This is a genomic window from Sinorhizobium terangae, from assembly GCF_009601505.1.
In the GTDB taxonomy this organism is placed as follows: Bacteria; Pseudomonadota; Alphaproteobacteria; order Rhizobiales; family Rhizobiaceae; genus Sinorhizobium; species Sinorhizobium terangae.
Window position 1 is genome coordinate 76,541 of the sequence record NZ_WITC01000121.1, and the last position, 25,344, is coordinate 101,884.

Consider the following 25,344-nt stretch of genomic DNA (forward strand, 5'->3'; position numbering starts at 1 on the left):
CGTGAGCAACATTACCAAGCGTGATTCAAAATCGTCGTCGATCATCCCGGAGCTGGAACGGCTCCGCGATGACATGCGCGCGGTCGTCGTCGTTCCCGTTCTGAAGAAGACGGGAAAGGCATCGGCCGAGATTGTCTCTGCGCCGGTGACGCGCTCCGACGAAAGTCGCCTGGAAGAGGCAATGGGCCTCGCCCTTGCCATTGATCTCGACGTGGTGCACGGAATGATCGTTCCGGTTGCCCAGCCGAAGCCGGGAACCTTGCTCGGCAGCGGCAAGATCGAGGAGATCGGCCATGTCCTGGACGAGAAGGATGCCGGGCTGGTAATCATCGATCACCCGCTGACGCCAGTCCAGCAGCGCAACCTCGAGAAGGAATGGAACGCCAAGGTCATCGACCGGACGGGCCTCATTCTGGAAATCTTCGGGCGGCGCGCCTCCACCAAAGAAGGTACGCTTCAGGTCGATCTCGCGCATCTCAACTATCAGAAGGGCCGGCTGGTCAGAAGTTGGACCCACCTTGAACGCCAGCGCGGCGGCGCGGGGTTCATGGGCGGCCCCGGTGAAACCCAGATCGAAGCCGACCGTCGGTTGCTGCAGGAAAAGATCGTTCGACTGGAGCGTGAACTGGAGCAGGTGCGCCGCACCCGTCAGCTTCATCGCTCGAAGCGCAAGAAGGTGCCGCACCCGATCGTGGCACTGGTCGGTTATACGAACGCCGGCAAATCGACGCTCTTCAACCGGATGACCGGTGCGGGCGTGCTGGCCGAGGACATGCTTTTCGCGACGCTCGATCCGACGCTCAGGCGTCTGAAGTTGCCGCATGGGCGCATGGTCATTCTATCCGACACGGTCGGTTTCATCTCCGATCTGCCGACGCACCTTGTCGCAGCCTTCCGGGCGACGCTTGAAGAAGTGCTCGAAGCGGACCTGATTCTGCACGTGCGCGACCTATCCGATGCAGACAACCAGGCACAGGCGAGCGATGTGCTGCGCATCCTTGCCGACCTCGGCATCGACGAGAAGGAAGGCGCCGAGCGCATCGTCGAGGTCTGGAACAAGATCGACAAGCTCGAACCGGAGATGCGCGAAGTGCTCGTGAAAAAGGCAGCAAGCACGCCGAACACGGTCGCCGTCTCTGCGGTCACCGGCGAGGGCGTCGATCACCTGCTCGCCGAGATCGGCCGCCGTCTTTCGGGCGTCCTGACAGAGTGCACGGTCGTGCTCGGTCTCGACCAGTTGCAGCTACTGCCTTGGGTCTATGAGCATTCGATCGTCGATGGCCGAGAGGACCTTGAAGACGGAAGGGTCAGCCTCGACTTAAGGCTGACGGAGGGTGAGGCCGCGGAGCTTGAACGGCGGCTCGGCAACGGACCGAAACCGGTCGAAGAGGACTGGTGACCGGTCTAACGTAGCGGCATGCCGTCACGTCAGTTGGCGCTCGATCGCCTTTGCCGCCTGCCACAGCTCTTCCATGCGCTCCAGAGAAGCGGCATCAAGCGTCTCTCCGCCGGCTTCCAGTTCCTGTTCGATGTGGCCAAAGCGGCGGCGGAACTTGGTATTGGTGCCGCGGAGCGCCATTTCCGGATCGGTGCCGACGTGGCGGCCGATATTGACGACGGCGAAGATCAGGTCACCGAGTTCATCGGCCACCTTTCGCTGGTCTCCATCCTTCAAAGCCTGCCGCAATTCAGTGATCTCCTCCTCGATCTTGTCGAGGATGGGCTCGGGCTTCGACCAGTCGAAGCCGACCTTTGCCGCGCGTTCCTGCAGCTTCAGCGCTTCGACCAGCGCCGGGAAGCTGCGTTGCACGGAGCCGAGGTGGCCGGCATCGGCGTCCTGCGGCAGGCCTAGTCGCATCCGGCGCTGCCGCCGGTCCGCCTTTTCCGCTCGCTTGATCTCATCCCATTGCAGCCTGACCGCCTCGGGTGTTTCGGCGTCGGAGCGGGCGAAGACATGCGGATGGCGACGGATCATCTTGCGGGTCACGGCTTCGACGACATCGCCGAAGGAGAATTCACCGGCTTCTTCCGCCATGCGGGCGTGAAAGACCACCTGCAGGAGAAGGTCGCCGAGTTCATCGCAGAGATCGTCCATGTCGTGGCGCTCGATCGCGTCGGCGACCTCATAGGCTTCTTCGATCGTGTAGGGCTTGATCGTCTCGAAGGTCTGGACGATGTCCCAAGGGCAGCCTGTGTCCGGCTGGCGGAGCGCCGCCATGATGTCGAGCAGGCGTTGAATGTCGCGAGAAGGTTCCATGGCTCAGTTCAGCGGTATGGCGTTCTGGTCCTTGCCGGCCTGATAGTGCTCAGACAGGCGGCGATAACGCTCGCGGATGCGCGCGTCCTGCGCGGCGAGCCTTTCCTTTGTCTGGTGGTCGGCGTCGCCCGTCAGTGCCGCAATCGACGCAGATTTCCAGAAGGCGTTTTCCTGTGCATAGCCGCCCGGGTCCAGCCGGAAGACTTCCTTCAGGATCTTCAGGTCGTGAGGGATCGAGAAGCTGTCGCGCGAGTCCTCGTGGCTAAAGAAGTAGTAGAAATTGTCGAACCCCGCCCAGGTGATCGCGGAAAGGCACATGGAGCAGGGCTCGTGGGTCGAGAGGAAGATCAGATCCCGCGTATCAGGCTTGTCGGCCATCTCGTAAAAGCGCTTCAGCGTATGGACCTCGCCGTGCCACAGCGGATTTTCGGTCTCATTGTTGGTCTCCGCAAGCACCAGCGAAAGATCGGACTTGCGCAGGATTGCCGCGCCGAACACCTTATTGCCGGCAGCAACACCCTTTTCGGTCAGCGGAAGGATGTCTTTCTCGATTACCGTCAAGAGGCGTTCGGCCAAATCCGATTGTCTCATCTTCTGTGCTCTCTGCGAATATCGGCGGCATTTAACGGAGGTCGGCCCGCCAGCGCAATGGCCAAGCCGGGCGTGGCGCCGGTGTGTCACCGGAGATATTTACTCAAAATGGCTGACTGTCGAGCAAAACAATACGTGGCCGGAAAAGCATTGAAATTTCTGTTTCTTCAATTGTTACCGGCTATGGGGGATATTCGCCGCAGCCTGTAGAAGGAGCCGTTCTCTCAGTGATGTCGCAGCAACTGTCCTATTTTCCGACATTTTTTAGCGTCGCGCAGAAGCGCGTGGCGGTGTTCGGCAATGGGGATGAGGCCTTCGCGAAGGTGCGGCTGCTCTTGAACACTGAAGCGCGCATCGCCGTTTACGCGGATGCGCCGGAGGCTGCCTTCGAGACATTCCTTGAGACAAACGGCATCGAGATCGTCCGAGAAACCTTTGCCGCGCATCAGGTTGAGGGCGCGGTCCTGGTGTTCGCGGCGACTGGCGATGCATCTGCCGACCGGGCTATCGTTGCCGCGGCGCGGGAGAGGAAAATCCCTGCGAATGCCGTCGATCAGCCGGACCATTGCGATTTCCTGACGCCGGCACTGGTCAATCGGGCTCCGGTCGCCGTGGCGATCGGAACCGAAGGGGCCGGACCCGTACTGGCGCAGATGATCCGCGCGCAGATCGACCAACTGCTTTCCCCGTCGCTCGGTCTGGTCGCGTCTTTGGCAGCGAGCTATCGCGATGCAGTCGAGCGACTTGTGCCGCGCGGTGTTGCGCGCCGCGTCTTCTGGCGGCGGTTCTTTTCGGGGCCGGTTGCTGACCACGTGGCGCTTGGCGACGTCGCCTCGGCGCGCCGCGAGGCGTCGCGGCTGCTCGATGGCGCCGGTCGCGTCCCCGGGCACGTCTGGCTGGTTGGCGCCGGTCCGGGTGCCGAGGATTTGCTGACGCTTCGCGCGCAGCGTGTGATGATGGAAGCCGATGCGATCGTCTACGATGCGCTCGTGCCGCAGGCGATCGTCGACATGGGGCGCCGCGACGCAGAGCGCCTTTCGGTCGGCAAGCGCAAGGGCTGCCACACCAAATCGCAGGACGAAATCAATCAGTTGCTGGTGAAGCTTGCCGGCGAGGGTAAGCGTGTCGTTCGGCTGAAATCCGGCGATCCGCTGATCTTCGGTCGAGCTGGCGAGGAGATGGCTGCCCTGCGGGAGGCCGGTATCAGCTATGAGATCGTCCCCGGCATCACCTCCGCATTTGCGGCAGCGGCAGACTTCGAACTGCCATTGACCTTGCGCGGCGTTGCGTCGTCGCTGGTATTCACCACCGGCCATGACCTTGCCGGCGATGTGCTGCCCGATTGGGCGCGGCTTGCCGTTTCGGGCGCGACGATTGCGGTTTATATGGGCCGCACCGTCGCCGCTTCGGTTGCCGCGAGGCTTATGAAAGCGGGCCTGCCCCAGGAGACCACAGTGGCCGTGGTCGAGAATGCCAGCCGTGCCGAACGGCGGCTGCTGCACGGGATTCTTCGCGACCTGCCTGACCTGGAGACGCGCACGGAACTCGACGGTCCGGTCATGGTGATCATTGGCGACGCGGTTGCGGGTGCCAATTTCGGCCGGTCTGAACCGCTTGCTGCCGGGCGGCGGCAGGGCAGCGAGGCCAAGGACGCTTCTGGCGCGAAACGCGCCGAACAGATTTCGAATTGAGGACGACGCGAGTGGTGGACAAGGTCTTGACGGCAAACCGACTGGCGGATGGTATTTCCGTCTGGCTCGACGCCTCCGGCAATTGGGTGGAGTCGCTGCAGGATGCCTTCGTCGCCCGCCATGCCGAGGCCGTCGCGGCGCTCGAAGCGACCGGTAAGCGCTCGTTCGACGAGAATAGCGTCGTGGACGTCAACGTTGTCGACGTCGAGGAAGTCGACGGCACGCTTCGCCCGTTGCGCATGCGCGAGCGGATCCGCGCCGAGGGCCCGTCGATCGCCTATGCTCCGGGATATCATGGGCTTTCCGGCCCGAAATTTGCTGCCTGAGGACCTGAGACCCTATGTACCGTTACGACGAATTCGATCACGCCTTCGTTTCTGCCCGTGTCGAGCAGTTCCGCGATCAGGTCCAGCGGCGGCTGTCCGGTGAACTGGCCGAGGATGCCTTCAAGCCTCTGCGCCTGATGAACGGCGTCTATCTGCAGTTGCATGCCTACATGCTCCGCGTCGCCATTCCCTATGGCACGCTGTCGAGCCGGCAGATGCGCATGCTCGCTCATATCGCCCGCAAATACGACCGGGGCTATGGCCATTTCACCACGCGCCAGAACATCCAGTATAACTGGCCGCGTCTTTCCGACACGCCGGACATCCTCAACGAACTCGCAAGCGTCGAGATGCACGCTCTGCAGACCTCGGGCAACTGCATTCGCAACGTGACGGCGGATCATTTTTCCGGTGCGGCTGCCGATGAGATTGCCGATCCGCGGCCCTATGCAGAGATTCTCCGTCAGTGGTCGAGCGTCCACCCGGAATTCTCATTCCTGCCGCGCAAGTTCAAGATCGCGGTAACTGGCGCCGAGCGCGACCGTGCGGCGATCCAGGTGCATGATATCGGCTTGCATCTGAAGAAGGACGAGAATGGCAGGCTCGGCTTTGCCGTCTATGTCGGCGGCGGGCAGGGCAGAACTCCGCTGATCGCCAAGAAGATCCGTGACTTCCTGCCGGAAGAGGATCTGCTCTCCTACACGACGGCGATCATGCGCGTTTACAACCTCTATGGCCGCCGCGACAACAAGTACAAGGCGCGCATCAAGATTCTGGTGCATGAAACCGGTGCCGAGGAGCTTGCTCGCCAGGTGGAGGTCGAGTTCGCCAAGCTCAAGGACACGGAGCTGAAGCTGCCGGATGCCGACATCCAGGCGATTTCTGCCTATTTTGCGCCGGCAACCCTGCCGAACCGCGCCGAAGGCTGGGGCAATCTCGCCCGCTGGAAGAAAGCCGATCCGGAATTCGCGCGCTGGGTTCAGCAGAACGTGCAGCCGCACAAGCATCCGGACTATGGCATGGTGACCATTTCCCTGAAGCCGATCGGCGGTATTCCGGGCGATGCGAGCGACGCACAGATGGATGCGGTTGCGGACATTGCCGAGGAATATGCCTTCGACGAGATCCGCGTCAGCCACGAGCAGAACCTGATTCTGCCGCATGTGGCGCTCGCCGACCTGGAGCCGGTCTACCGCGCTCTGGTCGCGGCAGGCCTCGCGACGGCCAATGCCGGGCTGATCACCGACATCATCGCCTGCCCGGGCCTGGACTATTGCGCACTCGCCAATGCGCGCTCGATCCCGGTCGCTCAAGAGATTTCGAACCGCTTCGGTTCGCCTGAGCGCCAGGCAGAAATCGGCGAGCTCAAGATCAAGATCTCCGGCTGCATCAATGCCTGCGGACACCATCACGTCGGCCATATCGGTCTTCTGGGCGTGGAGAAGAAAGGTGCGGAGCTCTACCAGATCACGCTTGGCGGGTCCGGAGACGAGAACACGTCGATCGGTGAAATCATCGGCCGCGGTTTCGAGCCGGAAAAGGTGACCGATGCGGTCGAAACGATCGTCGACACCTATCTCGGCCTGCGCCGGGACAAGACGGAGACCTTCCTGGAGGCTTATCGCCGGGTTGGACCGCAGCCGTTCAAGGATGCGCTCTATGGCGGCAGTGCTCAGGAAGCCGCTTGAGGCAGGGACGAGAACATGACGAAGATTTGGAAAGAAACGGGCTTTGTGAACGATGACCCCTGGGTCGTCGAGACGGAAGAAAACAAAGCCGGGTCGAACGAAAAGGCGATACTTGGCCTGGACGCCTTCATCGACGCGGTCTCCGCCGGCGATGCACGCGAGCTGGGCGTACTGATCGCGCCCGCCAACGACGTCACGCGGCTGGCGCCTTACCTCGACCGAATCGCGCTTGTTGCCGTGGCGTTTCCAGCTTTCAATGACGGTCGCGCCTTCAGCCATGCGTCGCGGCTTCGTTCGCAGCTTGGCTTTGAAGGGGAAGTCCGGGCGGTTGGAGACGTACTGATCGACCAGATCCCGCTGATGCTGCGTTGTGGTATCGACAGTTTCGCGGTGACGAATGCGACGGCGATCAAGCGGCTCTCGGAAGGGCGCTTGCCCGGCATCACCAATCACTATCAGCCGACTGCCAGGCCGTCTTCGGACGCCAAATCCTACAGTTGGCGGCGCGTTTCTTAAAAAATGTACCCCGCGACAGTGTGAAGCAAGCCGAAATCCTCGAAAGCGACTATATTTGGAAGGGATTTCCTTTCAATCGAGTGCGGGTTGGAATATCCGCTCATACTTGATAGACAGGGTCATCATTACAGGACTGTAGCCACGATGAATGCTCCGGCAAAAACGGAAGATTTCGCGATCCAGGCACCAGCAGGTGTCTTTGTCGAGACGGTCACGAGTGTTGCGCATTACACGGACCGGCTCTTCCGCTTCCGTATGACGCGTCCGCAGGAGTTCCGTTTCCGCTCCGGCGAGTTCGCGATGATCGGCCTCATGGTTGGTGACAAGCCCATCTATCGCGCCTATTCGATTGCGAGCCCGGCATGGGACGAGGAACTCGAGTTCTTCTCGATCAAGGTTCCGGACGGCCCACTGACGTCGCATCTGCAGAAGATCAGACCGGGCGACCAGGTCCTCATGCGCAAGAAGCCGACCGGCACGCTGGTGCTTGACGCGCTGGTGCCGGGTCGCAGGCTTTACATGTTCTCGACGGGCACCGGGATCGCCCCCTTCGCGAGCCTTATCCGCGATCCGGAGACTTACGAGAAATTCGAGGAAGTCATTCTTACGCACACCTGCCGTGACGTCGCCGAGTTGAAATATGGCTTCGACCTCGTGGACGAGATCCGCAATCATGAGTTCCTGAACGAGATTGTCGGCGACAAGCTTCGCCACTATGCGACGGTGACGCGCGAGGACTATCCGTTCAAGGGGCGGATCACGGACCTGATGACCAACGGCAAGTTCTTCGCGGATCTGGGCTTGCCGCCGCTTGATCCAGCGATCGACCGCGGCATGATCTGCGGTTCCACGGCAATGCTGAAGGACACCAAGGAAATTCTGGAAGCTGCCGGGTTGACGGAAGGCGCGAACAACAAACCCGCCGAATTCGTCATCGAGCGCGCGTTCGTCGGCTGACATCTCCGCGGCCGAAATATCGTGAATCAACAAAGAGGCGTGTCCCCGGGATGCGTCTCTTTTCGTTTGTGTCCGCGGAGCGCGCCCGTGGGAGCGACGTGCTCAGCAACTTTCTGTTACGAGAATGCAGGGATGACCTCAAGCCGTCGCCAGATAATCCATCAGCCCGGACATGGCATTGGCGGCGCCGTCGCCGTCTGCCGCCTGGATCGCGCGCATCACCCTGACATGGCGCTCCACCGATCCCTTCATCTTTTCCGGCGCGGCTGACGCAACCCATAAGCGGCGCGCGTGGGTCTGCAACGGCGCGAGCGCCGCCGTCAGAAACCTGTTCGGACAGGCGTCCTCCATGATCTCGTCGAACATCTTGTCGGCGACGAGAAAACCCTCCATGTCGCCCCGGTCCGAACACGTTGTCATCGTCTGCTCGCAGCCGTTGATCGCCTGCCGGATTTCAGGGGACGCGTTCTGCGCCACAAGCGCGGCTGCCAGCGGTTCCAGCCTTTGCCGCGTCTGCATCACATGAGCACGATCCTCGGGCCGGATCGTGGTGATCTGCAGTCCCACCCGCGCACGAATGTCGATCAGCCCCTGCCAGGCAAGTTTCTGGATCGCTTCTCGGACGGGAGTGCGGCCGTGCTCGGCAAGTTCGATGAGTTGACGCTCGGTAACCAGCGACCCAGGCTTGAGCTTCAATGTGACGATGAGGCGTTCGAGTGCGAGATAGGCGAGGTGGGCCTGGGATTGGACTGGCATGAGCATCCCGCTGGTTCTGATATATCAGAAATTGGCACAGATTCAGAATCGTCGCAAGCAAGACGATATATCAGCGTCAAGGGTCAATTCGCCGGCCGAGAGCAGTTGCTGCCGCGGGCGGCCTGCCGGTACGCCGCACCCTTCCCGGACCTCACGCCAACTCACAAGGGCCGTGCGGCGACGGTGAAAGGGAACGGCCCGCCAGTTGCTGGCGGGCCGTGATCGTTCGACTCACATTATCGATATCAGTGCAGGATCTGGCTGAGGAACAGCTTGGTGCGCTCGTGCTGCGGATGGTCGAAGAATTCGGCCGGCGAATTCTGTTCGACGATCTGGCCCTGATCCATGAAGATCACCCGGTTGGCGACCTGGCGGGCAAAGCCCATTTCGTGGGTTACGCACAGCATGGTCATGCCTTCCTCGGCGAGGCCGACCATGGTGTCCAGCACTTCCTTGATCATTTCCGGGTCAAGTGCCGATGTCGGCTCATCGAAGAGCATGATCTTCGGATTCATGCAGAGCGAGCGGGCAATCGCGACGCGCTGTTGCTGGCCGCCCGAGAGCTGACCCGGATACTTGTGTGCCTGCTCGGGGATCTTGACGCGCCTGAGGAAATGCATCGCGATTTCCTCAGCCTGCTTCTTCGGCATCTTGCGGACCCAGATCGGCGCGAGCGTGCAATTTTCCAGGATCGTCAGGTGCGGGAAAAGGTTGAAGTGCTGAAAGACCATGCCGACTTCGCGTCGGACTTCGTCGATCTTCTTCAGGTCGTTGGTGAGTTCGATGCCGTCGACGACGATCTTGCCCTTCTGGTGCTCCTCGAGGCGGTTGATGCAGCGAATCATCGTCGACTTGCCGGAGCCCGACGGGCCGGCGATGACGATGCGCTCGCCGCGCATGACCTTAAGGTTGATGTCGCGCAGCACGTGGAAATCACCGTACCACTTGTTCATGTTGGTGATTTCGATCGCGACATCCGTCGTCGAGACGGTCATCTTCGATGCGGTGGCGGTGTTTGCCATATGTTTCCCCTTTTTATCTTTGGCTTCTGTCGAGCACGCGTTCCATGAAGCCTGAATAGCGCGACATGCCGAAGCAGAAAAGCCAGAATACGAATCCCGCAAAAATCAGGCCGCTCACCGGTGTAACCGCGGAAGCCCAGTTCGTATCGCTAAAATTCAGGCGGACGATACCCAGTAGATCAAACATGCCGATGATCGAGACAAGCGACGTGTCCTTGAACAAGCCGATGAAGGTGTTGACGATCCCCGGAATCACCAGCTTCAGCGCCTGGGGCAGGATGATAAGGTTCATCTTCTGCCAGAAGCTGAGGCCAAGCGAATCGGCGCCTTCGTACTGTCCCTTCGGAATGGCCTGCAATCCGCCCCGCACGACTTCTGCCATGTAGGCGGAAGCGAAAAGCGACACGCCGATCAAGGCCCGCAGGAATTTGTCGAAGGTGACACCTTGCGGCAGGAACAGCGGCAGCATCACGCTTGCCATGAACAGCACCGTGATAAGCGGAACGCCGCGGACCACCTCGATGAAGACGGTGCAGAGCATCTTGATCACCGGCATGTCCGATCGTCGCCCGAGCGCCAGCAGAATGCCGAGCGGCAGTGAGACAGCGATCCCGACGAAAGACAGGGTGAGGGTGACCAGGAGGCCGCCCCAGAGTGGCGTCTCCACATAGATGAGGCCGAACCAGCCGCCCGGCAACAGGACCATCGCGATGATCGGCAGAACGACCAATAGCAGGACGGCGTTCAACCCCTTGTACGGCATCTTCGGCATCAACATCGGCACGAGGAAGAGCACGAACAGGATGCCGACGAGTGCGGGGCGCCAACGTTCGTCCATTGGATAGCGCCCGAAGAGAAATTGGCTGAATTTCGCATTGACGAACGCCCAGCAGGCGCCGCTCCACCCGTCCGGCTGGGAGCCGCCTTGTGTGACCGTCGCGCAGACGCCACGGCCGCCGCCTGTCCAGGCGGCGTCGATGAAGAGCCACTGTATCGCAGGCGGCACCAGCCATGCCAACACCAAGAGGCTGATGATGGTGAGGGCAGTGTCCTTCGGCGTGGCAAAAAGATTCTTCCTGAGCCAGAAGACAATGCCGCTTTCCAACACCGGAGCCGGTGAGGCTTCGACCATCGACGCGCGAACGAAACTTGCTTCGTGTGTGGTCATCGTCTCACCTTTCCACCAGTGCCATGCGGGCGTTGTACCAGTTCATGAACAGCGAGGTCGCAAGGCTGAGGGTGAGATAGACGATGAGCCAGATGCTGACCACTTCGATCGCCTGCCCGGTCTGGTTAAGGATGGTCCCGCCGACAGCGACGAGGTCGGCGTAGCCGACGGCAATTGCCAGAGACGAGTTCTTGGTGAGGTTGAGATATTGGCTCGTCAGCGGTGGAATGATGATTCGCATCGCCTGTGGCACGACGACCAGTCGCGTGGTCAGTCGCGGGCGGATACCAAGCGCGTGGGCCGCTTCGGTCTGCCCTTTTGAAATCCCGCGGATACCTGCGCGGACGATCTCCGCGATGAAGGCCGCCGTGTAGAAGGAAAGCGCGAGGTAGAGCGACATGAACTCGGGTCCCACGACCGAACCGCCCGTAAGGTTGAACTTGCCGGCAATCGGGAGGTCGAAGGTGATCGGTGCGCCCGTAGCGAGGAATGTGATCAGCGGCAGGCCTATGACCAACCCGAGCACCGTCCACAGCACCGGAAAGCGCTGGCCGGTCGCCGCCTGTCGCTGGTTGGCATAACGCGCGACGAGAAAGCTCGCGGCAACGGCAATAAGGAACGCGAGGATCGTATACTCAGCCCCTTCTCCGAGGACGGGCCTCGGGAAGGCCACGCCGCGATTGCTGACAAAAACGTTCAAGGGCAGGGCAAGCGCCTCTCGTGCCTGCGGCAACACTGCCAGAACGCCGCTGTACCAGAAGAAAATGACGAGCAGAGGAGGGATGTTGCGGAACACCTCGACATAGGCCAGCGACAATTTGGCGATGATCCAGTTGTGCGAGAGCCGCCCGATGCCGACGACGAAGCCGATGATCGTCGCGGTGATGATGCCGATGATCGCGACGAGCAGCGTATTGACGAAGCCGACGACAAGCGCACGGCCATAGGTCGAATCGCTGGTGAACGCGATAAGCGATTGCCCGACGTCGAAGCCTGCGCGGCTTCTCACGAAGCCATATCCCGATGCGATATTCGCGCGCCTAAGGTTCTCAATCGTGTTGTCGACGATCCAATAGATGAAGACCGCGAGGATGATGATGGTGACTGCCTGATAGAATATGCCGCGCACCTGGGGGTCGTTGATGATCGATCCCGAGGACTTGCTCTTTTCAGGCGCATTCGTGACGCCAATGGCCATACAATGCCTCTTTCCCCAATCCGCCCTTTCCGGGCGTTTTTATTGTTGGAATGGAGGAGCGGGCGCGGCCCGCTCCTCCTTTGCATCAAAGCGCTACAGCGTCCCTTGGGCGTCTGACAAGGCGCGCGACGCTGCAGGTTACGATCAGCGGATCGGCGGAGCGTATTGGATGCCGCCCTTGTTCCAGAGGGCATTCAGGCCGCGCTCGATCTTCAGCGGGCTGCCGGCGCCGATGTTGCGATCGAAGACTTCGCCGTAGTTGCCTACCGCCTTGATGATGTTGACCGCCCATTCGTTGGTCAGGCCGAGGTCGGTGCCAATCTTGCTGTCGGCTTCGACGCCGAGGAAGCGCTGCACGTCAGGGTTCGTGGACTTCTTCATCTCTTCGACGTTGGCCTGGGTGATGCCGAATTCTTCCGCCTGGATCAGCGCATAGTGAGTCCAGCTAACGATATCGAACCACTGATCGTCGCCCTGACGAACGGCCGGAGCGAGGGGTTCCTTGGAGATGATCTCCGGCAGGATCATGTGATCGTCTGGCTTCGACAGGGTGAGGCGCAGTGCATAAAGGCCCGACTGGTCCGTGGTGTAAACGTCGCAACGGCCTGCGTCATAGGCAGCGTTCACTTCCTCGAGCTTCTCGAAGACCACCGGATTGTACTGCAGGTTGTTCGACTTGAAGTAGTCGGCGAGGTTCAGTTCGGTCGTCGTACCGGTCTGCACGCAAACGGCAGCGCCGGACAGTTCGAGCGCGGACTTCACGTTGAGGCTCTTGCGAACCATGAAGCCCTGGCCGTCATAATAGTTGACCGGACGGAAGTTGAAGCCGAGTGCCGTATCCCGGTTGATGGACCAGGTCGTGTTGCGGGCCAGAAGGTCGACTTCACCGGATTGCAGTGCCGGGAAGCGTTCCTTCGCGGAAAGTGGCGTATACTTCACCTTGCTGGCATCACCGAAGATGGCGGCAGCGATTGCCTTGCAGTAATCGACGTCGAAACCAGTCCAGTTGCCGGAAGCGTCGGGGGCGGAGAAGCCGGCGAGACCGGTGTTCACGCCGCACTGGACAAAGCCCTTGGCCTTCACGTCATCAAGGGTCGCGGCCGATGCCGCATGTGCGCCAATACCCATGACAGCAGCGCCAACCAGAGCTGTCAGAATTCGTCTTGCCATTTTTTGAACCTTTTCGGTTGTTGTTTGTTCCCGTCTGCACAAGCGCGCTCCGTAGGCGCGTGCAGCCTCCGCCACCCTCCTGGCGTGAGTGCAATCTATCTCATGCTCAAAATCCATAAGGGTCAAGAGATGTTGCCGATTTTCTGATTTTGCATGTGAAAAACCCGAATTTCGCCAGAAGTTTAGGCAGTTTCTTCCCGGAAATCGGTTTCTTTGAACAAAAAACGGCCAGTTCGGCATTTTGCACGAGAGCTCGTCACTTCATCCAATTTTCCCTTGACCCGGCGGGTGCCGCGTTCGATGAGTTGGCGTCGAATCTAAACAGCGGATTTTTCAATGGCAGACAAGATCAGCGCGCTCAAGGAGACCGGCATCAACACCCGTCTGGCGCACACTGGCAACAATCCCTCGGATTTCCACGGCTTCGTCAATCCGCCGGTGGTGCATGCTTCCACCGTGCTGTTTCCCAATGCCAGGACCATGGAAAGCCGCGCGCAGAAATATACCTACGGAACGCGCGGCACGCCGACCACGGATGCACTCTGCGAGGCGATCAATGAGCTCGAGGGCGCTGCCGGAACTATACTCGTGCCTTCGGGCCTGGCGGCGGTTACGGTGCCATTCCTGACTTATCTGTCGGCTGGGGACCACGCGCTCGTCGTTGATTCGGTCTATTTCCCGACACGGCATTTCTGCGACACGATGCTGAAGCGCCTCGGCGTCACCGTCGAATACTACGATCCGATGATCGGTGCCGGCATTGAAAGCCTGATCCGGCCGAACACGCGACTGGTGCATACAGAAGCGCCGGGCTCGAATACATTCGAAATGCAGGACATTCGTGCAATTGCGGCCGCGGCACACCGCCACGGTTGCGTCGTGACGATGGACAATACCTGGGCGACGCCGGTTTATTTCCGCCCGCTCGATCACGACGTCGACGTCTCGATCCATGCAGCCACAAAATATCCGTCGGGCCATTCCGATGTGTTGTTCGGCACCGTGTCTGCCAACGTCACCCACTGGCCGGCTCTCAGCGAGGCGATGGTCACGCTCGGCGTCTGCGTGTCGCCGGACGACAGCTACCAGATCCTCCGGGGACTGCGCACGATGGGGATTCGTCTGGAGCGTCATCAGGCGAGTGCGCTGGCGATCGCCGAATGGCTGGAGAGCCGCGACGAGGTTGCACGCGTCTTGCATCCGGCACTGCCGAGCTTTCCGGGATACGAGCTCTGGAAGCGCGACTTCGGCGGCGCGAGCGGGATTTTCTCCTTCGTGCTGAAGGCCGACAGTTCCGAAATGTTCAGGACCAAGGCGCACGCCTTCCTGGATGCGCTCTCGCTGTTCGGTCTTGGCTATTCCTGGGGTGGCTTTGAAAGCCTCGCCGTCCACGTCAACCTGTCCGACCGCAAGGTGGCAAAGGCCCCGTCGGAGGGGCCGGTTATCCGATTGCAGATCGGGCTGGAAGACGTTCCGGATATCCGTCGCGACCTCGAAGCAGGCTTCGCCGCCGCCAACGCGGTCTGACGCTTACTGCCCCGGAACGCCGTAGCCGTAAAGCCAGTCGAGGTCGGCGGCAAGCGATTCGGAACCCTTAAGCGCGAGCACCAGATCACGCCCGAGACGGATTGGCCCCCGGGCGTGATAAGCAAAGCGGTTGAACGCGGCCCGCTTTCGTACGCGATCGATCCGCGACCTTCGCGCACGATCATAACTGGCAAATGCGGACGGGACATCCTGGCTTTCGGCGAGGCAGTGCGCGAGCTCCCGGGCATCCTCGATCGCCATCGCAGCGCCCTGAGCCGCAAATGGCGTCATCGCATGGGCTGCGTCGCCGATTAGGATGGTTCTCGTCCCGTCGTGCCATGCACCGTCCCCGACGGTGCACAAGGGCCAGTAGGTCGTTGCGGTGGCGTTCGTGAGCAGCATGCGCAGCTTGGGGTGCCAGCCGTCCAAGGCTGTTGCAAGCTCACGCCGCCTCTCCTCGGAGTCCTTGCCGACCCACACGCTTTCGCCGGCCTTGCCGCCGACGATCGCCACAAGGTTGAAGCTGCCGACTTCCTTGATCGGGTAGGCGACAAGATGCGCATTCGAGCCGAGAAAGGCCGTGACACGGTCCTCCGACAGGAGGGGGACTGCCTCGGAGCGCGGCACCATCAGCCGCCAGGCGATGTTGCCCGAGAACTGTACGGGGCCCACACCCGGGATGGATGTTCTTGTCCGTGACCAGATACCATCCGCGCCGACGATTACGGACGGGCGTCGTGCCATCGCGCGATCGATTGCCGCTTCCGGGTCGCTCTCGATCCGGAATCCAAGGTGAATGCGGCAGCGTGGTTCGGCTGCCACCGCATCCAATAGGATCTTTTGCAGGCTGGCGCGGTGCAGAACACCGTAGGGAGCCGCCCAACGGTTGCGGGCGAAGGAACCAGCAGGGACGCTTGCGAGTGCGCGCAGTGAACGGCCATCGAGAAGTGCCACCGACTCCGGCTCGCTCCAGATAGCTTCAAGGGCGGGGAGCAGACCGAGTTCGATCAGGATGCGTGACGCGTTCGGCGACAATTGCAGGCCGGCGCCGACCTCCTTCAAGGAGTCTGCCTGTTCGAATATTTCCGCCTCGAAACCCTGGCGGGCCAGACAGAGAGCCGTCGTCAGGCCGGCAATACCGGCGCCGACAATCGCGACCGGACCAGCGTCGTGCATCGATCTCGTACCGGCGAACTGCGACGACTTAAGCCGCCTTGCTGGTGAAAAGGCATCCCGAAGGATTAGTCTCCGTTGCCTTCAGCGAAGGATTGTAGCGATAGAGCGTCGAGCAATAGGAGCAGACCTTCTCGTTGTCGTCACCCATATCGATGAAGATGTGGGGGTGGTCGAAGGGCACGGATGCGCCCGTGCACATGAATTCCTTGACGCCGATTTCGATCGCCTGGTGTCCGCCGTCATTCTGAAAATGGGGGATGCTGTGGCCGGCCATGTCATGCTCCGATGAATGCAAGTCTTACAAATTTGGCGGCACCATAGTGAGCTTTGCCGCAAATGTGTAGCGGCAAACATGCCGCGCCTGTGGGTTTTTGGAGGGCCGGGGGTTTCAAGCGGCGGCGTTACAACCTAGTTTGCGCCGAAAGCAGAATGCCCTTCAGGAATGAAACATGGATCTGAACCCGCCGCCGTTTTCGCGTTTCGTACATGACGGAATGGAAATCGCCTTTTTCGACGAAGGCGACCCGTCGGGAGATCCCATCCTCCTCGTCCACGGCTTCGCTTCGAGCGCCAATGTCAACTGGGTGTATCCGGGCTGGCTTAAGACACTGGGCGACGCCGGCTACCGCGTTATCGCGCTGGACAATCGCGGCCATGGAAAGAGCAGCAAGCCGCACGACCCTTCGCTCTATCATCCGCAACAGATGGCAGGGGATGCTGCGGCACTTCTTCTGCATCTCGGGATCGGCGAAGCGCATGTCATGGGTTATTCCATGGGCGCGCGCATTTCCGCGTTCCTGGCTTTAGAGCATCCGGATCGCGTACGCTCGCTTATCTTTGGCGGCCTCGGAATAGGCATGGTTAGCGGGGTCGGAGACTGGGACCCGATCGCCGACGCGCTGCTTGCGCCCTCGCTGGAGAGCGTGACGCATCCGCGCGGCCGGATGTTTCGTGCTTTCGCCGATCAGACCAAGAGCGACCGCCAGGCGCTCGCGGCTTGCATTTCCACGTCGCGCGATCTTCTGTCGCCCGAAGATATGGCCCGCATCGAAGTGCCGGTACTGATCGGGGTCGGAACGAAGGACGAGATTGCCGGATCGGCGCAGGAACTTGCGGCCCTTATGCCGCGGGCTAAGGCGCTCGACATTCCGGGGCGCGACCATATGCTGGCGGTCGGCGACCGGGTGTTCAAGAAGGCCGTGCTCGAGTTCCTTGGCGAGGTGGGGCGAGCGTAAGGGCGTTCTACGACCCGTGGCTGAAATAGGGTGCACCCATTTATGTCGGCGGGAAATTAACCTATATTCGCACCATTGATCGAACATGAAGGAGAGCGACTATGGTCGCCAAGACAGAACTGCGCCATGCGGAAGCGTTCGACCCGATCTGGGACAGCCTGCGAGAGGAAGCGCGCCTGGCTGCCGAGCGGGATCCGATGTTGGCAGCGTTCTTGTATTCGACCGTCGTCAACCAGCACTCCCTCGAAGAGGCTGTGATTTACCGGATTTGCGAACGGCTGGATCATCCGGACCTGCAGGCAAACCTGCTCCACCAGACCTTTTCCGAAATGCTTGAGGACTGGCCCGAATGGGGCACGATCCTTCGCGTCGATATCCAGGCGGTCTATGATCGCGATCCGGCGTGCACGCGGTTCATCGAGCCGGTGCTCTATTTCAAGGGGTTCCACGCCATCCAGACGCATCGCCTTGCCCACTGGCTGTGGAAGCGCGGACGGAAGGACTTCGCTCTGTATCTGCAGAGCCGCTCTTCGAGCGTCTATCAGACCGACATCAATCCTGCCGCCCGGATCGGGCGCGGCATCTTCCTGGATCATGCGACGGGGCTGGTGGTCGGCGAGACGGCCACCATCGGTGACAACGTATCGATCCTGCATGGCGTGACACTTGGCGGCACCGGCAAGGAGGGCAGCGATCGTCATCCGAAGATCGGTGACGGCGTGTTGATCGGCGCAGGCGCAAAGATACTTGGCAACATCCACATCGGGCATTGCTCGCGCGTTGCGGCTGGTTCAGTCGTGCTGAAGCCGGTCCCCCCCAAGACGACGGTGGCGGGCGTTCCGGCAAAGGTCGTGGGGGAGGCCGGATGTTCCGAGCCGTCGCGCCAGATGGACCAGATCCTGGCCACTTTCGACATCTGACCGGGTGCGAGTCTAACGAGGCGCGAACGCCGGTGCGGCCGCGCCTCGCAAGTGCGGCATTCGGCGCGACCAGTTTGTGCCTTGCAGAAAATTGGACGAAAATTCAAAACGATAAGCGTCTTCTCAAATCTGGAGGGACCCCCGGCGCTTCAAGTGGGTTTACACTTGGCAATTCCGCATGCGAGAAGCGCCGCAAATCAAACATCTACGGAGAGAAGATTTGAAGCCCGAAGAGATCCGAAAGCTTGAAGCCTACTTCAAGCGCACCTTCAACCAGTCGATGGTCGTCAAGGCGCGGCCGAAGAAGGACGAGTCTGCTGAGGTCTATCTCGGCGACGAATTTCTCGGTGTCGTTTTCCGCGACGAAGAGGATGGAGAGCTTTCGTACAATTTCTCGATGGCAATTCTCGACATCGATCTCTAAGATCAAGATCTTTCGTCGATCTTGCGACCCGGTTCTGAGCGATCAGGCCGGGTTTTTCATTAAAAGTCATATTTATTTCGTCTGCGCGAAAAAATTTTGCCGTTTAGCCGCGGATTTTCATCAAGTCGTTGCAAGAACAGTGTTTTATTGCAACGCACACAAAACTTGACTTTTTGTGCGCCGCACATAAACTGCCTACCTGTTAAGCCGTCTAAAGGAGACACCCCTCGATGTTTAACTTCGACGATGCCAACAAGAAAAGCAAAGAAGCCATTGATGTCGCGGTCAAAAGCTATTCGGCCCTGACCAAGGGCTTTCAGGCCATTGCCACGGAAGCAGCGGACTATTCGAAGAAGTCCTTCGAAGACGGAATGGCGCATTTCGAAAAGCTCACCAATGCCAAGAGCGTTGAAGCGGCGTTCGAACTGCAAACCAATTATCTGAAGGCGAGCTACGAAGGCTTTGTGGCCGAGGCGACGAAGATCGGCGAGATGTATGCCGATCTCGCCAAGGACGCTTACAAGCCCTACGAAGTGCCGGTTGCCAAGGCGACCGCAGCAGCCAAGTCTGCCGCCGCGGCCTGACGACAAGGACCATCGCCATCGCAAGAGGGCCGGTCGCGGTTGCCGCGGCCGGCCCTCTTGCTTTCGAAATACTGCTCGTTGTGACCGAAGAAAGTTGATCAATCTTGTGCTTCACCGTGCGAATATGATTGCAGTGCGTTGGTTCGGCCTTAAAATTCAGAAACGAACCATTAGATAAGGACGAGCATGCCGCAGCCACGTTCGTTGGAAGCGCAGCTGTACAAGGAATGAACAAGAATGATCGCCATCCCGGTCCGGATGCAGCAGGGAAGCGAAGGAGACGGAGGCGGCCCCAGTCGTGGCACCTCCGTTATCACGCGAACCAAGCCGAAGACCAAGAAGCCGAGTTTGTATCGCGTTCTGCTTTTGAATGACGACTACACGCCGATGGAATTCGTCATCCATATTCTGGAGCGTTTCTTCCAGAAGGATCGGGAAGAAGCGACCCGCATCATGCTCCACGTCCACAATCACGGCGTGGGAGAGTGCGGCGTCTTCACCTACGAGGTCGCCGAAACCAAGGTGACGCAGGTGATGGATTTCGCCAGGCAGCACCAGCATCCGTTGCAATGCGTCATGGAAAAGAAATGAGGAACTAACGTGCCAACATTTTCGCCCAGCCTCGAAAAGGCGCTGCATCAGGCACTGACTTTTGCCAACGAGCGCCACCATGAATATGCGACGCTCGAGCACCTGCTGCTGGCATTGATCGACGATGCCGATGCGGCTGCCGTGATGGGCGCGTGCAACGTAAATCTCGAAACACTTCGCAAGACCGTGACGGACTATGTCGACAACGAACTGTCGAATCTTGTCACCGGTTATGACGAAGACTCCAAGCCGACCGCTGGCTTTCAACGTGTGATCCAGCGTGCGGTCATCCACGTGCAATCCTCCGGCCGCGAGGAGGTGACGGGCGCAAACGTGCTGGTGGCGATCTTTGCCGAGCGCGAAAGCCACGCCGCCTATTTCCTCCAGGAGCAGGAGATGACCCGCTATGACGCGGTCAACTTCATTTCCCATGGGATCGGCAAGCGGCCGGGCAGTTCCGAATCGCGGCCCGTGCGCGGCGCGGAAGATCAGGATTCCGAGCAGAAAGCACCCCGCGAAAGCGATGAGGCGGGTCCGAAGAAACAACAGGACGCGCTTACCGCCTACTGCGTGAACCTCAACGAGAAGGCGAAGTCTGGAAAGATCGATCCGCTGATCGGTCGCCATGCCGAAGTCAATCGCACGATCCAGGTGCTTTGCCGCAGGTCCAAGAACAACCCGCTCTATGTCGGTGATCCCGGCGTCGGCAAGACGGCGATCGCCGAGGGTCTTGCCAAGCGCATCGTCGAAAAGAAGGTGCCGGAAGCGCTCCAGGACGCCACGATCTTCTCGCTCGACATGGGAACGCTGCTTGCCGGAACGCGCTATCGCGGTGATTTCGAGGAGCGGCTGAAGCAGGTCGTCAAGGAACTCGAGGACTATCCGGGCGCCGTGCTCTTCATCGACGAGATCCATACGGTGATCGGTGCCGGCGCCACGTCGGGCGGCGCGATGGATGCATCCAACCTTCTGAAGCCGGCGCTCTCGACGGGCGCGATCCGCTGCATCGGTTCGACCACCTACAAGGAATACCGCCAGTTCTTCGAGAAGGACCGCGCACTTGTGCGCCGCTTCCAGAAGATCGACGTCAACGAGCCGACGATTGCCGATGCGATCGAGATCATGAGGGGCCTGAAGCCGTATTTCGAGGACTATCATCACCTCAAATATTCGAACGACGCCATCAAGGCGGCGGTCGAGCTTTCCGCCCGCTACATCAACGATCGGAAACTGCCGGACAAGGCGATCGACGTGATCGACGAGTCCGGTGCCGCCCAGATGCTGCTTCCCGCCGGCAAGCGCCGCAAGCTGATCACCGAGAAGGAGATCGAGGCGACGATTGCGACGATGGCCCGTATCCCGCCGAAGACCGTTTCCAAGGACGACGAGGCGGTGCTTGCCAATCTCGAGAAGGAGCTGAGGTCCGTGGTCTACGGCCAGGACCTGGCGATTGAGGCGCTCGCCTCGTCGATCAAGCTCGCGCGTGCCGGCCTTCGGGAACCGAACAAGCCGATCGGCTGCTATGTGTTCTCCGGCCCGACGGGCGTCGGCAAGACCGAAGTGGCCAAGCAACTGGCGTCATCGCTGGGTGTCGAGCTCCTGCGTTTCGACATGTCGGAATACATGGAGCGGCATACGGTGTCCCGCCTGCTCGGTGCACCTCCCGGCTATGTCGGATTCGATCAGGGCGGTCTCCTGACCGACGGCGTCGACCAGCACCCGCATTGCGTACTGCTGCTCGATGAGATCGAGAAGGCGCATCCGGATCTGTTCAACATCCTCCTGCAGGTGATGGACCATGGTTCGCTGACCGATCACAACGGCAAGAAGATCGACTTCCGCAACGTCATCCTGATCATGACGACCAATGCGGGCGCTTCCGATATGGCACGGCCGGCGATCGGCTTCGGCTCATCGAAGCGTGAAGGCGAGGACATCGAGGCGCTGAACAGGCTGTTTACGCCGGAGTTCCGCAACCGACTGGATGCGGTCATTCCGTTCAGCTCGCTGCCGACGCCGGTCATCCATCAGGTCGTGCAGAAGTTCGTCATGCAGCTCGAAACGCAGCTTGCCGAACGCAACGTGACCTTCGACCTCGCGCCGGACGCCATCGCCTGGCTCGCCGAGAAGGGATACGACGAAAAGATGGGCGCTCGGCCGCTGGCGCGCGTCATCCAGGAAAACATCAAGAAGCCGCTCGCCGACGAAATCCTCTTCGGCAAGCTGAAGAAGGGTGGCGTCGTCAAGGTGACGATCGGTACGAAGGAGGACGGCAGCAAGGGTCTGGTCCTTGATGCTGTGCCCGAAACGGCGCCGATCAAGCCGAAGGCGGAAGTCTCGCGTCCGGCAGGCAAGGGTGCCAAGCCCAAGAAAGGTGACGAGGAAACCGTCGCCGCCGACTCCGAGCCGAAGTCAAAGGCGAAAAAGACCGCGGCGAAAGGATCCTCCAAGGACAGTAAAGCGGAGTCGGCTCCGCTGAAGGGACGGACGGTTCCCAAAGTGCCGCGCAAGAAGTAAAGCGATCGCTATCGAATCTGACGGTGCCGGGTGGGCTTCACCCGGCACCGTCATGTTTAGGCATGCTTGCCTAAGCCGGTAAGGAAACGTGCAGTAATTCAAAGTGCTACGGCCTTGTGCGTCCGAATGGACGCACGGCGCTGTAGATGAGTAAGCGTCGCATGCAGGGTGTTCATGGAACGCGTTGAACAACGATCATCTCTTGCCTGGTTCCTGACCGGCGCTCGCGGCATCTTCAGTTTGCCCGCCATCATGCTGATGCTTTCCTTTGTCGGCTTTTGCTCGCTCACGGCGCAGGCCGGGATCCCGCCCGAGCAGGTCGTCTTCATGACGGGCATTGTCTGGGCGCTGCCGGCAAAGGTCATCCTCGTCAGTTCAGTCCTGAGCGGCGCGAGCCTTGCCACGGCTTTTCTCGCGGTGACGCTCTCGTCGGTGCGGCTGATGCCGATGGTCGCGGCCCTTGTCCCGGAATTGCGCACGCCGAAGACGCCGACATGGCTGCTCCTCGTCCTGTCGCATTTCGTCGCGATCACAGCATGGGTGTTTGCGATGGAGCGCGTGCAGCAGGTGCCGCGCGCGCACCGGGCCACCTTCTTCGCTGGTTTCGGCATCACGCTCGTCGCCACCAACATGGTGCTCGTGGCGGTCGTCTATCGTCTCGTTGCGGACTTCCCGCCAGTCATTGCCGGCTGCCTGTTTTTTCTGACGCCGGTCTATTTCCTCGCGTCCATCTGGAATTCGGCGCGTCACCGGGTGGTCTATCTCGCGCTTGCCATCGGCCTCGTCGCGGGACCGCTCTTCTATTGGCTGCTGCCGGAGTTCGACATCCTGCTTGCGGGCGTCGGCGGCGGAACGCTCGCATGGTTTGTCGAGCGTTCCTGGCGCTCGCGAAAGGAGGTGGGCGCGTGACGTGGCACGAGGGTTGGTGGGCCTACCTCTTCATCGCGATTGCCGGCTGGCTCGCGACCGATATTTGGCGATGGCTCGGCGTGCTTGCCGGCGAGCGGCTCCGCGAGGATTCCGAGGCGCTGAACTGGGTAAGGGCGGTGGCGACGGCGCTGGTCGCGGCTGTCATCGCGAAACTTGTACTCTACCCGACCGGCGTGCTGGAGCAGTCACCCCTGTGGCTGCGCCTCGGGGCCGTGGCGCTTGGCGCAATTGCGTTTTTCCTCGCCCGCCAAAAGCCGGCGGTCGGCATCGCAACGGCGATCGCGACACTCGCCGCCGGACTTTGGTGGCTGGGGTTTTAGGACGCCGCCCAAGGGGCCGCTTCTTCTTCCCGCACTCAGAGGGCCTGCCGAATCTTTTCCGCGTTCGCCGCCAGTACATCGCCATCTTCCATCTTGCCGGAATGCGGCTTCAGCGGAACGCCGTCACGGCGGGGTATGACATGGAAGTGCAGATGGAAGACAGACTGGCCGGCCGGCGCTTCATTGAACTGCATGATCGTCACGCCGTCGGCGTCAAATGCTTCCTTTGCCGCGATGGCGATTTTTTGAACTGCACCGATCAGTGAAGGCAGCGTTGAGGCGTCGGCATCGAGAATGTTGCGGGAAGGGGTCTTCGGCAGCACAAGAACGTGGCCCTCCGCCTGAGGCATCACGTCCATGAAGGCGACGGTCGCATCATCTTCGTAGACCCGGTGCGATGGAATTTCGCCCCGCAGGATCTTGGCAAAGATGTTGTTCGTGTCATACGCGCTCATTTTCATTTCCTCGTATCGTTGCGCCGGCATCGGCTGTCAGTCGTCCCTGGATCACGATGATTTGGGCCGAATCGACTCGTGATCGATTCTAATCAGTTGGAGCGGGATGCGGGCGGAAAACCGCGCGCACTTTTCCTCATGCCGCTCTAGCGCTCACCTTTGCGGAAAGGTCCGTGTTCCGCAAGAAATTCGCTGGTATCTTCCACATCGCGGCGTTCGCGTTCGAGATAGTCGGCGACCGCGCGCGCGAGCCCGGGATGCGTGATGAAGTGCGCCGAATGCGTGGTAACGGGCATGTAGCCGCGGGCCAGCTTGTGCTCTCCTTGCGCTCCCGCCTCGACGCGCTTCAGCCCCTTGGCGATCGCGAAATCGATCGCCTGGTGGTAGCAGACCTCGAAATGCAGGAACGGGTGATCCTCGATACAGCCCCAGTGCCGGCCGTAGAGCGCATCATCGCCGATGAAGTTGATGGCGCCGGCGACATAGCGACCGCCGCGCTTGGCCATGACGAGCAGAACGTCGTCGGCCATCCTTTCACCGATCAGCGAATAGAAGGAGCGCGTGAGATACGGGCGGCCCCATTTGCGCCCGCCGGTATCCATGTAGAAGGCGAAGAACTGGTCCCAGATTTCCTCGGTCAGGTCGCTGCCGGTCAGCCAATCGATGGTGATGCCTTGTTCGACGGCCGTGCGACGTTCCTTTTTCAGCGCCTTGCGCTTACGGGATGCGAGAGTTTCGAGAAAGTCGCCATAGGACCCGTAGCCCTCATTGGTGAAGTGAAACTGCTGGTCGGTTCGATGAAGGAAGCCCGCCCGCTCGAAAATTGGCACTTCGTCGGCCGGTACGAAGGTGACGTGAGCCGACGAGACGCCGTGGCGGCGCGTAAGCTCCTTCAATCCCGCGGCGAGCGCATCGCGGATCGGTCGCGGGTCGCGCCCTTCAGTCGTAAGCAGGCGCGGTCCTGTTACCGGAGTGAAGGGCACGGAGCATTGCAGCTTGGGATAATAACGGCCACCGGCACGCTCGAAGGCGTCCGCCCATCCGTGGTCGAAGACGTATTCACCCTGGCTGTGGCTCTTCATGTAGCAAGGAAGGGCGCCGCGCAGGAAACCATCCGCATCTTCCATCAGCAGGTGTTGCCCGAGCCATCCCGTTTCCGCGGTCGCAGAACCTGATTCCTCCAGCGCCGACAGATAGGCGTGGGAGAGGAAGGGATTGTAGGGAACGCTTGCATTCGCCTTCGAAGCGCCGGCGAGCCGATTCCAGTTCGCCGGCGCGATCGACGTGAAAGAGTGTTCGATGCGGATGTTGATGGCGTCTGTCAT

At 60.6% G+C, this 25,344-nt stretch carries 26 protein-coding genes; 15 read left to right on the forward strand and 11 right to left on the reverse strand.

The window, feature by feature from the left end:
- Position 1 precedes the first annotated feature (1 nt).
- The gene (gene hflX, locus GHK62_RS28685) at positions 2-1,399 is read left to right on the forward strand and encodes a GTPase HflX (RefSeq protein ID WP_184108813.1); all 1,398 of its coding nucleotides are present in this window, start codon (positions 2-4) and stop codon (positions 1,397-1,399) included.
- A gap of 24 nt (positions 1,400-1,423) precedes the next feature.
- On the opposite strand, the gene mazG is transcribed toward hflX, so the two are convergent.
- Both mazG and GHK62_RS28695 read right to left on the reverse strand, forming a co-directional pair.
- Positions 1,424-2,257, reverse strand: coding sequence for a nucleoside triphosphate pyrophosphohydrolase (gene mazG / locus GHK62_RS28690; RefSeq protein ID WP_153442337.1), 834 nt, complete (start codon positions 2,255-2,257; stop codon positions 1,424-1,426).
- Positions 2,258-2,260: 3 nt separating this feature from the next.
- Positions 2,261-2,848, reverse strand: coding sequence for a deaminase (locus GHK62_RS28695; protein WP_153442338.1), 588 nt, complete (start codon positions 2,846-2,848; stop codon positions 2,261-2,263).
- 230 nt (positions 2,849-3,078) lie between these two features.
- Between GHK62_RS28695 and cysG the strand changes: the two genes are divergently transcribed.
- The 5 genes from cysG to GHK62_RS28720 all read left to right on the forward strand — a co-directional run bounded on the left by cysG (position 3,079) and on the right by GHK62_RS28720 (position 8,026).
- The gene (gene cysG / locus GHK62_RS28700; RefSeq protein WP_153442339.1) at positions 3,079-4,539 is read left to right on the forward strand and encodes a siroheme synthase CysG; all 1,461 of its coding nucleotides are present in this window, start codon (positions 3,079-3,081) and stop codon (positions 4,537-4,539) included.
- 11 nt (positions 4,540-4,550) lie between these two features.
- Positions 4,551-4,865: a DUF2849 domain-containing protein gene (locus GHK62_RS28705; RefSeq protein ID WP_184108815.1), complete on the forward strand. Its 315-nt coding sequence runs from the start codon at positions 4,551-4,553 to the stop codon at positions 4,863-4,865.
- A 14-nt stretch (positions 4,866-4,879) separates the two neighbouring features.
- Positions 4,880-6,553, forward strand: coding sequence for a nitrite/sulfite reductase (locus tag GHK62_RS28710; protein ID WP_153442341.1), 1,674 nt, complete (start codon positions 4,880-4,882; stop codon positions 6,551-6,553).
- A 15-nt stretch (positions 6,554-6,568) separates the two neighbouring features.
- Positions 6,569-7,069, forward strand: coding sequence for a DUF934 domain-containing protein (locus tag GHK62_RS28715; protein ID WP_153442342.1), 501 nt, complete (start codon positions 6,569-6,571; stop codon positions 7,067-7,069).
- A 144-nt stretch (positions 7,070-7,213) separates the two neighbouring features.
- On the forward strand, positions 7,214-8,026 hold the full coding sequence (locus tag GHK62_RS28720; RefSeq protein ID WP_153442343.1) for a ferredoxin--NADP reductase: 813 nt from the start codon (positions 7,214-7,216) through the stop codon (positions 8,024-8,026).
- Between the two features lie 138 nt (positions 8,027-8,164).
- On the opposite strand, the gene GHK62_RS28725 is transcribed toward GHK62_RS28720, so the two are convergent.
- From GHK62_RS28725 to GHK62_RS28745, 5 genes are all read right to left on the reverse strand, one after another.
- The gene (locus GHK62_RS28725) at positions 8,165-8,782 is read right to left on the reverse strand and encodes a GntR family transcriptional regulator (RefSeq protein ID WP_153442344.1); all 618 of its coding nucleotides are present in this window, start codon (positions 8,780-8,782) and stop codon (positions 8,165-8,167) included.
- Positions 8,783-9,027: 245 nt separating this feature from the next.
- Entirely contained in the window at positions 9,028-9,804 is a 777-nt protein-coding gene (locus tag GHK62_RS28730; protein WP_153442345.1) for an amino acid ABC transporter ATP-binding protein, read from the reverse strand.
- Between the two features lie 13 nt (positions 9,805-9,817).
- The gene (locus tag GHK62_RS28735) at positions 9,818-10,972 is read right to left on the reverse strand and encodes an amino acid ABC transporter permease (protein ID WP_153442346.1); all 1,155 of its coding nucleotides are present in this window, start codon (positions 10,970-10,972) and stop codon (positions 9,818-9,820) included.
- 4 nt (positions 10,973-10,976) lie between these two features.
- Positions 10,977-12,170 (reverse strand): amino acid ABC transporter permease, encoded by a 1,194-nt coding sequence (locus tag GHK62_RS28740; protein WP_153442347.1) that lies wholly within the window; start codon positions 12,168-12,170, stop codon positions 10,977-10,979.
- A 144-nt stretch (positions 12,171-12,314) separates the two neighbouring features.
- Entirely contained in the window at positions 12,315-13,340 is a 1,026-nt protein-coding gene (locus GHK62_RS28745) for an amino acid ABC transporter substrate-binding protein (protein ID WP_153442348.1), read from the reverse strand.
- A gap of 336 nt (positions 13,341-13,676) precedes the next feature.
- Between GHK62_RS28745 and GHK62_RS28750 the strand changes: the two genes are divergently transcribed.
- Complete coding sequence (locus GHK62_RS28750; RefSeq protein WP_153442349.1) at positions 13,677-14,867, forward strand: cystathionine beta-lyase; 1,191 nt, start codon at positions 13,677-13,679, stop codon at positions 14,865-14,867.
- Positions 14,868-14,870: 3 nt separating this feature from the next.
- Here GHK62_RS28750 and GHK62_RS28755 read toward each other — a convergent pair whose 3' ends face one another.
- Both GHK62_RS28755 and GHK62_RS28760 read right to left on the reverse strand, forming a co-directional pair.
- The gene (locus GHK62_RS28755; RefSeq protein ID WP_153442350.1) at positions 14,871-16,043 is read right to left on the reverse strand and encodes an FAD-dependent monooxygenase; all 1,173 of its coding nucleotides are present in this window, start codon (positions 16,041-16,043) and stop codon (positions 14,871-14,873) included.
- A gap of 28 nt (positions 16,044-16,071) precedes the next feature.
- On the reverse strand, positions 16,072-16,317 hold the full coding sequence (locus tag GHK62_RS28760) for a zinc-finger domain-containing protein (protein WP_153442351.1): 246 nt from the start codon (positions 16,315-16,317) through the stop codon (positions 16,072-16,074).
- 175 nt (positions 16,318-16,492) lie between these two features.
- Here GHK62_RS28760 and GHK62_RS28765 point away from each other — a divergent pair, with 175 nt between their 5' ends.
- The 8 genes from GHK62_RS28765 to GHK62_RS28800 all read left to right on the forward strand — a co-directional run bounded on the left by GHK62_RS28765 (position 16,493) and on the right by GHK62_RS28800 (position 23,564).
- On the forward strand, positions 16,493-17,278 hold the full coding sequence (locus GHK62_RS28765; protein ID WP_153442352.1) for an alpha/beta fold hydrolase: 786 nt from the start codon (positions 16,493-16,495) through the stop codon (positions 17,276-17,278).
- A gap of 101 nt (positions 17,279-17,379) precedes the next feature.
- The gene (cysE, locus tag GHK62_RS28770) at positions 17,380-18,198 is read left to right on the forward strand and encodes a serine O-acetyltransferase (protein ID WP_153442353.1); all 819 of its coding nucleotides are present in this window, start codon (positions 17,380-17,382) and stop codon (positions 18,196-18,198) included.
- Between the two features lie 220 nt (positions 18,199-18,418).
- Positions 18,419-18,622, forward strand: coding sequence for a DUF3126 family protein (locus GHK62_RS28775; RefSeq protein WP_034854672.1), 204 nt, complete (start codon positions 18,419-18,421; stop codon positions 18,620-18,622).
- 230 nt (positions 18,623-18,852) lie between these two features.
- A complete protein-coding gene (locus GHK62_RS28780; RefSeq protein WP_153442355.1) occupies positions 18,853-19,206 on the forward strand; it encodes a phasin family protein in 354 nt (117 codons plus the stop codon).
- Between the two features lie 237 nt (positions 19,207-19,443).
- Positions 19,444-19,797, forward strand: coding sequence for an ATP-dependent Clp protease adapter ClpS (clpS, locus tag GHK62_RS28785; protein WP_153442356.1), 354 nt, complete (start codon positions 19,444-19,446; stop codon positions 19,795-19,797).
- 9 nt (positions 19,798-19,806) lie between these two features.
- Positions 19,807-22,314, forward strand: a complete 2,508-nt coding sequence (gene clpA, locus GHK62_RS28790; RefSeq protein ID WP_184108817.1) for an ATP-dependent Clp protease ATP-binding subunit ClpA — start codon at positions 19,807-19,809, stop codon at positions 22,312-22,314.
- A 174-nt stretch (positions 22,315-22,488) separates the two neighbouring features.
- Positions 22,489-23,223: an AzlC family ABC transporter permease gene (locus tag GHK62_RS28795; protein ID WP_153442357.1), complete on the forward strand. Its 735-nt coding sequence runs from the start codon at positions 22,489-22,491 to the stop codon at positions 23,221-23,223.
- On the forward strand, positions 23,175-23,564 hold the full coding sequence (locus tag GHK62_RS28800; protein WP_153442358.1) for an AzlD domain-containing protein: 390 nt from the start codon (positions 23,175-23,177) through the stop codon (positions 23,562-23,564). Before GHK62_RS28795 ends, GHK62_RS28800 begins: the two co-directional genes overlap by 49 nt.
- A 35-nt stretch (positions 23,565-23,599) precedes the next feature.
- Here GHK62_RS28800 and GHK62_RS28805 read toward each other — a convergent pair whose 3' ends face one another.
- Positions 23,600-24,019, reverse strand: coding sequence for an HIT family protein (locus GHK62_RS28805; RefSeq protein WP_153442359.1), 420 nt, complete (start codon positions 24,017-24,019; stop codon positions 23,600-23,602).
- A gap of 146 nt (positions 24,020-24,165) precedes the next feature.
- Positions 24,166-25,344 (reverse strand): GNAT family N-acetyltransferase, encoded by a 1,179-nt coding sequence (locus GHK62_RS28810; protein ID WP_153442360.1) that lies wholly within the window; start codon positions 25,342-25,344, stop codon positions 24,166-24,168.

Excerpts from the sequence above, each read along its gene's own strand:
- GHK62_RS28745 (WP_153442348.1), bottom strand. The coding sequence starts at position 13,340 with ATGGCAAGACGAATTCTGACAGCTCTGGTTGGCGCTGCTGTCATGGGT.
- clpS (WP_153442356.1), top strand. The coding sequence starts at position 19,444 with ATGATCGCCATCCCGGTCCGGATGCAGCAGGGAAGCGAAGGAGACGGA.
- GHK62_RS28750 (WP_153442349.1), top strand. The coding sequence starts at position 13,677 with ATGGCAGACAAGATCAGCGCGCTCAAGGAGACCGGCATCAACACCCGT.
- GHK62_RS28755 (WP_153442350.1), bottom strand. The coding sequence starts at position 16,043 with ATGCACGACGCTGGTCCGGTCGCGATTGTCGGCGCCGGTATTGCCGGC.
- cysG (WP_153442339.1), top strand. The coding sequence starts at position 3,079 with ATGTCGCAGCAACTGTCCTATTTTCCGACATTTTTTAGCGTCGCGCAG.
- GHK62_RS28715 (WP_153442342.1), top strand. The coding sequence starts at position 6,569 with ATGACGAAGATTTGGAAAGAAACGGGCTTTGTGAACGATGACCCCTGG.
- GHK62_RS28730 (WP_153442345.1), bottom strand. The coding sequence starts at position 9,804 with ATGGCAAACACCGCCACCGCATCGAAGATGACCGTCTCGACGACGGAT.
- GHK62_RS28735 (WP_153442346.1), bottom strand. The coding sequence starts at position 10,972 with ATGACCACACACGAAGCAAGTTTCGTTCGCGCGTCGATGGTCGAAGCC.
- GHK62_RS28780 (WP_153442355.1), top strand. The coding sequence starts at position 18,853 with ATGTTTAACTTCGACGATGCCAACAAGAAAAGCAAAGAAGCCATTGAT.
- GHK62_RS28795 (WP_153442357.1), top strand. The coding sequence starts at position 22,489 with ATGGAACGCGTTGAACAACGATCATCTCTTGCCTGGTTCCTGACCGGC.
- GHK62_RS28720 (WP_153442343.1), top strand. The coding sequence starts at position 7,214 with ATGAATGCTCCGGCAAAAACGGAAGATTTCGCGATCCAGGCACCAGCA.
- cysE (WP_153442353.1), top strand. The coding sequence starts at position 17,380 with ATGGTCGCCAAGACAGAACTGCGCCATGCGGAAGCGTTCGACCCGATC.
- GHK62_RS28740 (WP_153442347.1), bottom strand. The coding sequence starts at position 12,170 with ATGGCCATTGGCGTCACGAATGCGCCTGAAAAGAGCAAGTCCTCGGGA.
- GHK62_RS28725 (WP_153442344.1), bottom strand. The coding sequence starts at position 8,782 with ATGCCAGTCCAATCCCAGGCCCACCTCGCCTATCTCGCACTCGAACGC.
- GHK62_RS28695 (WP_153442338.1), bottom strand. The coding sequence starts at position 2,848 with ATGAGACAATCGGATTTGGCCGAACGCCTCTTGACGGTAATCGAGAAA.
- GHK62_RS28765 (WP_153442352.1), top strand. The coding sequence starts at position 16,493 with ATGGATCTGAACCCGCCGCCGTTTTCGCGTTTCGTACATGACGGAATG.
- GHK62_RS28810 (WP_153442360.1), bottom strand. The coding sequence starts at position 25,344 with ATGACAGACGCCATCAACATCCGCATCGAACACTCTTTCACGTCGATC.
- mazG (WP_153442337.1), bottom strand. The coding sequence starts at position 2,257 with ATGGAACCTTCTCGCGACATTCAACGCCTGCTCGACATCATGGCGGCG.
- GHK62_RS28760 (WP_153442351.1), bottom strand. The coding sequence starts at position 16,317 with ATGGCCGGCCACAGCATCCCCCATTTTCAGAATGACGGCGGACACCAG.
- GHK62_RS28805 (WP_153442359.1), bottom strand. The coding sequence starts at position 24,019 with ATGAGCGCGTATGACACGAACAACATCTTTGCCAAGATCCTGCGGGGC.
- GHK62_RS28800 (WP_153442358.1), top strand. The coding sequence starts at position 23,175 with ATGGTTTGTCGAGCGTTCCTGGCGCTCGCGAAAGGAGGTGGGCGCGTG.
- GHK62_RS28710 (WP_153442341.1), top strand. The coding sequence starts at position 4,880 with ATGTACCGTTACGACGAATTCGATCACGCCTTCGTTTCTGCCCGTGTC.